Source organism: Candidatus Angelobacter sp. (assembly GCA_035607015.1).
Classification (GTDB): Bacteria; Verrucomicrobiota; Verrucomicrobiia; order Limisphaerales; family AV2; genus AV2.
The window spans coordinates 1-6,004 of record DATNDF010000465.1 but is presented as its reverse complement, the minus strand read 5'-3'; the positions used below and the strand labels follow the sequence as shown (position 1 = coordinate 6,004).

7 protein-coding genes are annotated in these 6,004 nt (G+C 58.2%); 5 read left to right on the top strand and 2 right to left on the bottom strand.

The annotated features are described in order from the left end of the window. The coding region (locus VN887_18710) for an N-acetylglucosamine-6-phosphate deacetylase (GenBank protein ID HXT42047.1) at positions 1 to 319 on the bottom strand (319 nt) is incomplete at its 3' end. 90 nt (positions 320 to 409) lie between these two features. On the opposite strand from VN887_18710, the gene nagB reads away from it, so the two are divergent. The 5 genes from nagB to VN887_18685 all read left to right on the top strand — a co-directional run bounded on the left by nagB (position 410) and on the right by VN887_18685 (position 5,697). Next, positions 410 to 1,204 carry a glucosamine-6-phosphate deaminase gene (gene nagB, locus VN887_18705; protein HXT42046.1) on the top strand — a complete coding sequence of 265 codons (795 nt, stop codon included), beginning with the start codon at positions 410 to 412 and terminating at the stop codon, positions 1,202 to 1,204. Between the two features lie 96 nt (positions 1,205 to 1,300). After that, positions 1,301 to 2,071: a glucosamine-6-phosphate deaminase gene (locus tag VN887_18700; protein HXT42045.1), complete on the top strand. Its 771-nt coding sequence runs from the start codon at positions 1,301 to 1,303 to the stop codon at positions 2,069 to 2,071. After that, the gene (locus VN887_18695) at positions 2,068 to 3,051 is read left to right on the top strand and encodes a polysaccharide deacetylase family protein (protein ID HXT42044.1); all 984 of its coding nucleotides are present in this window, start codon (positions 2,068 to 2,070) and stop codon (positions 3,049 to 3,051) included. The genes VN887_18700 and VN887_18695 overlap by 4 nt, the downstream gene beginning before the upstream one ends. Before the next feature lie 150 nt (positions 3,052 to 3,201). Then, a complete protein-coding gene (locus tag VN887_18690; GenBank protein ID HXT42043.1) occupies positions 3,202 to 4,023 on the top strand; it encodes a hypothetical protein in 822 nt (273 codons plus the stop codon). A gap of 237 nt (positions 4,024 to 4,260) precedes the next feature. After that, on the top strand, positions 4,261 to 5,697 hold the full coding sequence (locus VN887_18685) for a DUF2723 domain-containing protein (GenBank protein HXT42042.1): 1,437 nt from the start codon (positions 4,261 to 4,263) through the stop codon (positions 5,695 to 5,697). 33 nt (positions 5,698 to 5,730) lie between these two features. On the opposite strand, the gene VN887_18680 is transcribed toward VN887_18685, so the two are convergent. Next, a partial coding sequence (locus VN887_18680; protein HXT42041.1) for a gfo/Idh/MocA family oxidoreductase occupies positions 5,731 to 6,004 on the bottom strand: 274 nt, incomplete at its 5' end.

Below are 6,004 nucleotides of genomic sequence, written 5' to 3'. Positions count from 1 at the left end.
GGAACTGACGCAGCCGCTTCAATCTCGCCGTCAGCCGGGACCATTTATCGGTGATGAACGTCAGCAGGAATCGGGCGCAACCCGCGGCGCGCAGCGCCCGTGTCGCAGCCAGCAGATCTTCGACGGTCAAATCGTCCCGTTGAAAATCAACGCCCGCGAACCCGTTCACCTGTGAATCGAACAATGCCGGCGCAATCCACGCATTGTCCGGAACCGCGCGCGGCGCGGCGCGCAGATCGGTTATGAAGCCGTCCCGCCACTCCAGAACAACCGGCTCAGCAGTCGCGTAGTGTCTCGCGGAGATTTCGCCCTGCCGCATGAAGTTATCTCGGTTCTCTGCGCGCCTGTTGGCAAGCAGAATATCCTTGTCATCCGCTCCCGCGACTCGCCAAGCTCCGGCGAACACGTTGTGGAAGTCATCATCCGGCCCAACCCCGATTCCGCCGCGCGCCTTGTCGCCAGCCTGATCGCAAAAGATCTCCGCGCCAATCCGCATCTTGTTCTTGGCCTCGCGACCGGCCGTACGATGGAGATGGTCTATGGCCAGCTCGTCAGCATGCACCGCGATCAAGGCCTGGATTTCTCCCTGTGCCGGACGTTCAACCTTGACGAGTATGTCGGCCTGCCGCCGGACGATTCGCGCTCGTATCGTTACTACATGAGCGAACAACTCTTCCGGCACGTGAACATCGATCCCCGAAACACTCACCTTCCGAACGGAACGGCGAAGGATCTCGACGCCGAATGCGACCAGTATGAACTTGCCATCGGACGGTCCGGTGGCATCGACCTTCAATTGCTCGGCATTGGCCGCGCCGGGCACATCGGCTTCAACGAGCCGTTGTCGGCGTTCAAATCGCGCACCCGCGTCAAGGCGCTGGCCCCGCTCACGCTCGAGCAGAACGCCGGCTTTTTTGGCGGGCCGGACAAGGTCCCGCGCCGCGCCATCACCATGGGTGTGGGAACGATCCTGGAATCCCGGCGCTGCCTGTTGCTCGCGACCGGCGCGGAAAAGGCGGAGATCATCGGCCGGGCCGTCGAAGGCCCGATCACATCAATGATCTCGGCGACGGCGCTGCAGTTGCACGCGCGTTGCACGGTGGTGGTGGATGAAGCGGCCGCCAGCGGGCTGCAAGGCTCTGAATACTATCGGCGCATCTTCGCCACCGAGCCGGAGTGGGAAGAATTTCGCAAGATGGACTGAATCTCCGACAGCCGGAGGTCGCGGTTCCGTCACCGCCTCGATGAGGACTCGAGGCGGCGGACTCGCCGACAATTGAACGATCCGGCATTCGACAAGATGGCCCAGACGCTCAAGAGTTTCGTTGCTGATTCGCTCCGTGTGCGCGTTTACGCCACGGAGGGCGACCTGGTGCAGGAAGCCGCGCGCGAGACGCAAAGCTACCTGCAACAAACACTGCTGGCGCACGCTCGCGCAGCGGCGGTCCTCGCGACGGGCAATTCCCAGATCAAATTCCTCGGTCAACTCGTGAAACTCGGTGGCGTGGACTGGTCGAAGGTCACCTTGTTTCACATGGACGAGTATTTGGGCATTTCGGCGGATCATCCGGCCGGATTTCGCCGCTACATGCGCGAACGGGTCGCGGATCTGGTCAACCCAAAGGTGTTCCATGACCTCGGGGGTGACGCATTGCTACCGATCAAGGAGTGCGAGCGCTACTCCCAACTCCTGCGCGCGCAACCGATTGATCTCTGCTGCCTCGGCATCGGCGAGAACGGACACCTCGCGTTCAATGATCCGCCGGTTGCCGACTTCAACGACAATCGTTTTGTAAAGATCGTGAAGCTCGACGACGCGTGCAAACGCCAGCAGGCGGGCGAAGGCCACTTTCCCGACCTGGAATCCGTCCCGTCGTACGCGCTGACGCTAACCATTCCCGCGCTGATCTCTGCCAGAAAAATGGTCTGCATCGTTCCCGAGAAACGCAAAGCCGCGGCCGTCAAGGCGGCGCTGCAAGGCCCGATCAGCACGGCATGTCCGGCGTCGTTTTTGAGGAAACAGGCCCATTGCACACTGTTTCTCGATGCCGAGTCGGCGAGCCTTTTATGAATTACAGAATCCTTTTCTTCGCCTGTGGAGCGTTGGCCGGGCTGCTGCCCGCCCGGTGCGCCGCACAATCGTTGGCTCCGGACAAAACCTTCGCCGAACGTCTTGGCTGGAAACACGGCGACGTAGTTGTGATTCTGCACGTGGATGACGTCGGCATGTCGCATTCCTCCAACCTCGGTGCCATCGAAGCGACGGGGAATGGCGTGGCCACTTCGTTCAGCATCATGATGCCATGTCCGTGGGTTTCGGAGATCGCGCGCTATCTGAAGACGAACCGGGAGGCGGACAGCGGCTTGCACCTGACGCTGACTTCTGAATGGAAAATTTACCGGTGGGGTCCCTTGGCCGGCAAGTCGCAGGTGCCGGGCCTCGTGGATGAAGAAGGCTGCCTGTGGCACAACGTGGAACAGGTTGCCACGCGTGCCACGCCGGACGAAGTCGAGCGCGAGATTCGCGCGCAGATCGACCGGGCGGAAACGCTCGGCATCCCGATCACCCACCTGGACTCGCACATGGGCACGTTGTTTGCCCGGCCCGATTACTTCGAGCGCTACGCCAAGGTGGGAATTGAAAAGCGCATTCCGATTCTGGCCGTCGGCGGCCAGGGCACCTTTGTGCTTCAGGAAAATCCGGAAGCGGCCACAAAGCTGCGTCCCTGGGTGAAAAAGATCTGGAACGCCGGACTGCCGGTCCTCGACGACGTGCATACGGCTTCATACAACTGGAAACCGGAAGAAAAGACGGAGAAGTTGCAGACACTGCTCAAGGAACTGAAGCCCGGCGTGACGGAGATCATCTTTCATGCGTCCTTGCCCACCGAGGATTTTCCGCTGATTACCAGTTCCAGCGAGTCGCGGCGCGCCGATCTGAAGGCGCTCACGGACCCGCGCGTGAAGAAACTGATCGAGGAACGCGGCATCATTCTGACCACTTGGAGGGAATTGAAAGAGCGCCGGAAATCCGCGTCGGCGATGGAGTGAAATTTACCACCAGTCGGTCAATGGACTTCGAAGTATGCCGTTGTTCTCGGTTTTGAAGTTTCGGCTCTCTTTGAAACCAACGCATTTGAGCGTGGATTTGTTCCGATGAGCATGATACCGTGAGTGCAAAATCAGAAGGCGAAAAGATCCATGCCACCCGCATTAGGCATTCAAAACAGAGTGGACCAACGACGCGCATTCACGAGAACCGACCTGTTGACCCTCATCGTCATCGTGACTACCTTGTCTTTGTTGCAGGCCCGCTCTTTTGCTGCCGGCAGACAGGCGGGACACGCGTTGGTCTGTCTAAACAATGTTAAGCAATTGATGCGCGGCTGGCTCGGTTTTTCCGAAGACCACACTGGATATTTTCCGGTGAATGTGGATGACGGCGGTTCCTCGAACTGGGTGGCCGGAATCGTCGTGAACGCCAACGCTGCAACCAATACCACTGTTCTGACAAATTCGCAGATAGCACCGTATCTCGAGGGGAAGTTTCAGGCGTTTCGCTGTCCCGAAGATCCGTTCCAATTCAATGGTGTACCGCGGGTTCGTAGCTACTCCGCCAACCAGGCCGTGGGAACAAAACAGGACGGGAAGACGCCGGTGGACGGCCCCTGGCTGGACGGCAATCACAATAACCGCGCCAACAATCCGTGGCGAACTTATGCAAACCTTCACGATATGATCGCCCCAAAACCTTCCGAGCTTTGGGTGATCATTGATGAGGATGAATACAGCATCAATGACGCGGGCTTCGCCGTATCAATGGTTGGATCTCAGATGATCGACTGGCCCTCGACGCGGCATAACTTCAGCGGAACGTTCTCTTTCGCCGACGGCCATGGCGAAATACACCGTTGGGGGGACCCGCGCACGAAGGTGATCAACGGTAATCTCAGCCGGGTAAACCAGCCGAACAATCCGGACATTTTTTGGCTGCAACAACGGACTTCAGCACGGGCGAACTGATCTCCTGCCTGCTAAGAAACTCATTCAGAAACGTGGCATCGTCTTGACAACTCGGAAGGAATTGAAAGAGCGCCGGAAATCCGCGTCAGCGATGGAGTGATTGCGGTCAACTTCGTCGGGAGGTTGTGCGGTCCGAAGGTGGAGGCTTGCCCTGTTAAATCGGCGAAGGGCCATTGGCGCAATCGAGTCATACAAAATAATCCGTGACGGTGTCTGTTCATTGAAAGGCACGCCCGAATGAACGGCAACCCGGAGTCAGGCTCGACGCCAAAGGAGGGCTTCTGCCAGGCTTCAGAGTCCGTTCGAGGAACTCTCGAAAAGACGCGCTTTTTTGAGCGATCAGACTGGCTGAGCTTCGGAGCAACGGCGGCATTGGTGTTGTCGGTCTATTTGTTCACGCTCGCGCCAGACGTGACACTTGGTTCTTCGGGAGCTTTTTCAGTGGGCGCAATGTATGCCGGCGTGCCAGTGCCTCCCGGATACCCACTTTGGACCATCTATGCTCATTTTTTTACGCTGCTCCCATTCTCGAGTGTCGCGTGGCGAGCCGGTTTGTCATCCGCCATCGCAGGAGCGCTGACTTGCGGCGTCATCGCACTGATGGCCTCGAGAGGCGGACCCGCGCTCATCGAAGCGATTTCGCAGCCGGGCAAACTCAGGCAGGGAGAGATACGCGCTCTTCGCGTGGTCTCCAGTTGCGTCGCTGGAATGGCGTTTGGGTTCGATGGTGCCTTCTGGCGAACTGCGGTCGTCGCCGACCCCGGGCCGCTCCGCATGCTGCTGTTCGCAATCGTGCTGTGTCTTTTGATGCGATGGGTGCACGTTCCTTCGCGGCGGCGAAGTCTTTATGGCGCTTCATTTGTGTACGGACTTGCGTTTACCAACAGTCAAATGCTGCTGGCTGCGGCACCGGGCCTGCAGTTAATGGTTGTGTTCGGACACCGGAAACTGATCAGGGATATTTGTATGGTGAACGCGGTGTTGTTCATTGCGTGTCTGATGGCACTACGGGCTGGTTACCTGGAGGCCAGCCACGACCGTGGAGGAAAAACGAACATATTTGGCATTCTCTTTTTCGTCGTCGGCGTGGGATCGATTGTGACATGCATGGCGATGATTGCCGGGACGCGCCGTCTTTTTACGGAATGGAAAACCATCCTGAATTGCGGCGTGATGATCCTCCTCGGGTTGACAGTTTATTTGTATGAACCGGTCGCGTCGATGACGAACCCGCCGATCAACTGGGCTTATCCTCGAACGCCGGACGGTTTTCTTCACCTAGTGACCCGGGGACAATTTGAAAGACTCCATCCAACATCACATCTGGCCGGGCTCGTGAAGCAACTTCAGATGTGCGCCGAAATCACCGTCGCGGAATTCGGGCTGCTTTACGTTTTGGTTGCTCTGGTCCCTTTTTATTATCTCCGCCGACTCGACGCGTACGGACGGCGATGGATGATGGGATTATTGGCAGTTTATGTTTCCCTGGCACTTTTTATTCCGCTCGTGCTCAATCCGCCGCGCGACGCGCGAGGTCGTGAGCATTTCATGGTGTCGTACTCCGCGTCGCATCTCGTGCTGGCCGTCTGGACGGGATACGGGCTTGTGGCGCTCGGAGCTTTGTTCACTTCGTCGCATCGGTTGACCCAATCGACAGCGTTCAACGGAAATTAGCCCGGCCAAATTCTGCGAAGGCGAAATCGCCGGCTACTCCATGGGGTACTTCAATCCCCACTGGCCGCGTAGTGTGTCGAGCGTTTCCATGATCGAAAGGGATTCATTGAGCGGCATGAGCGGGCTTTCCAGTTTGCCGGAGCGGAGACAGTCCATCACTTCCTGAGCTTCGTATTCGTAACCGTTGCCTTCCACCGGAAACTCGAAGCTCTCGTCGGATTTGCTTTCGCGCGACACCGTCATCGCGACGGGCCGCCACCAGGGACTATGAATTCGCATGCGGCCCTGCGTGCCGGTGATGATGGCT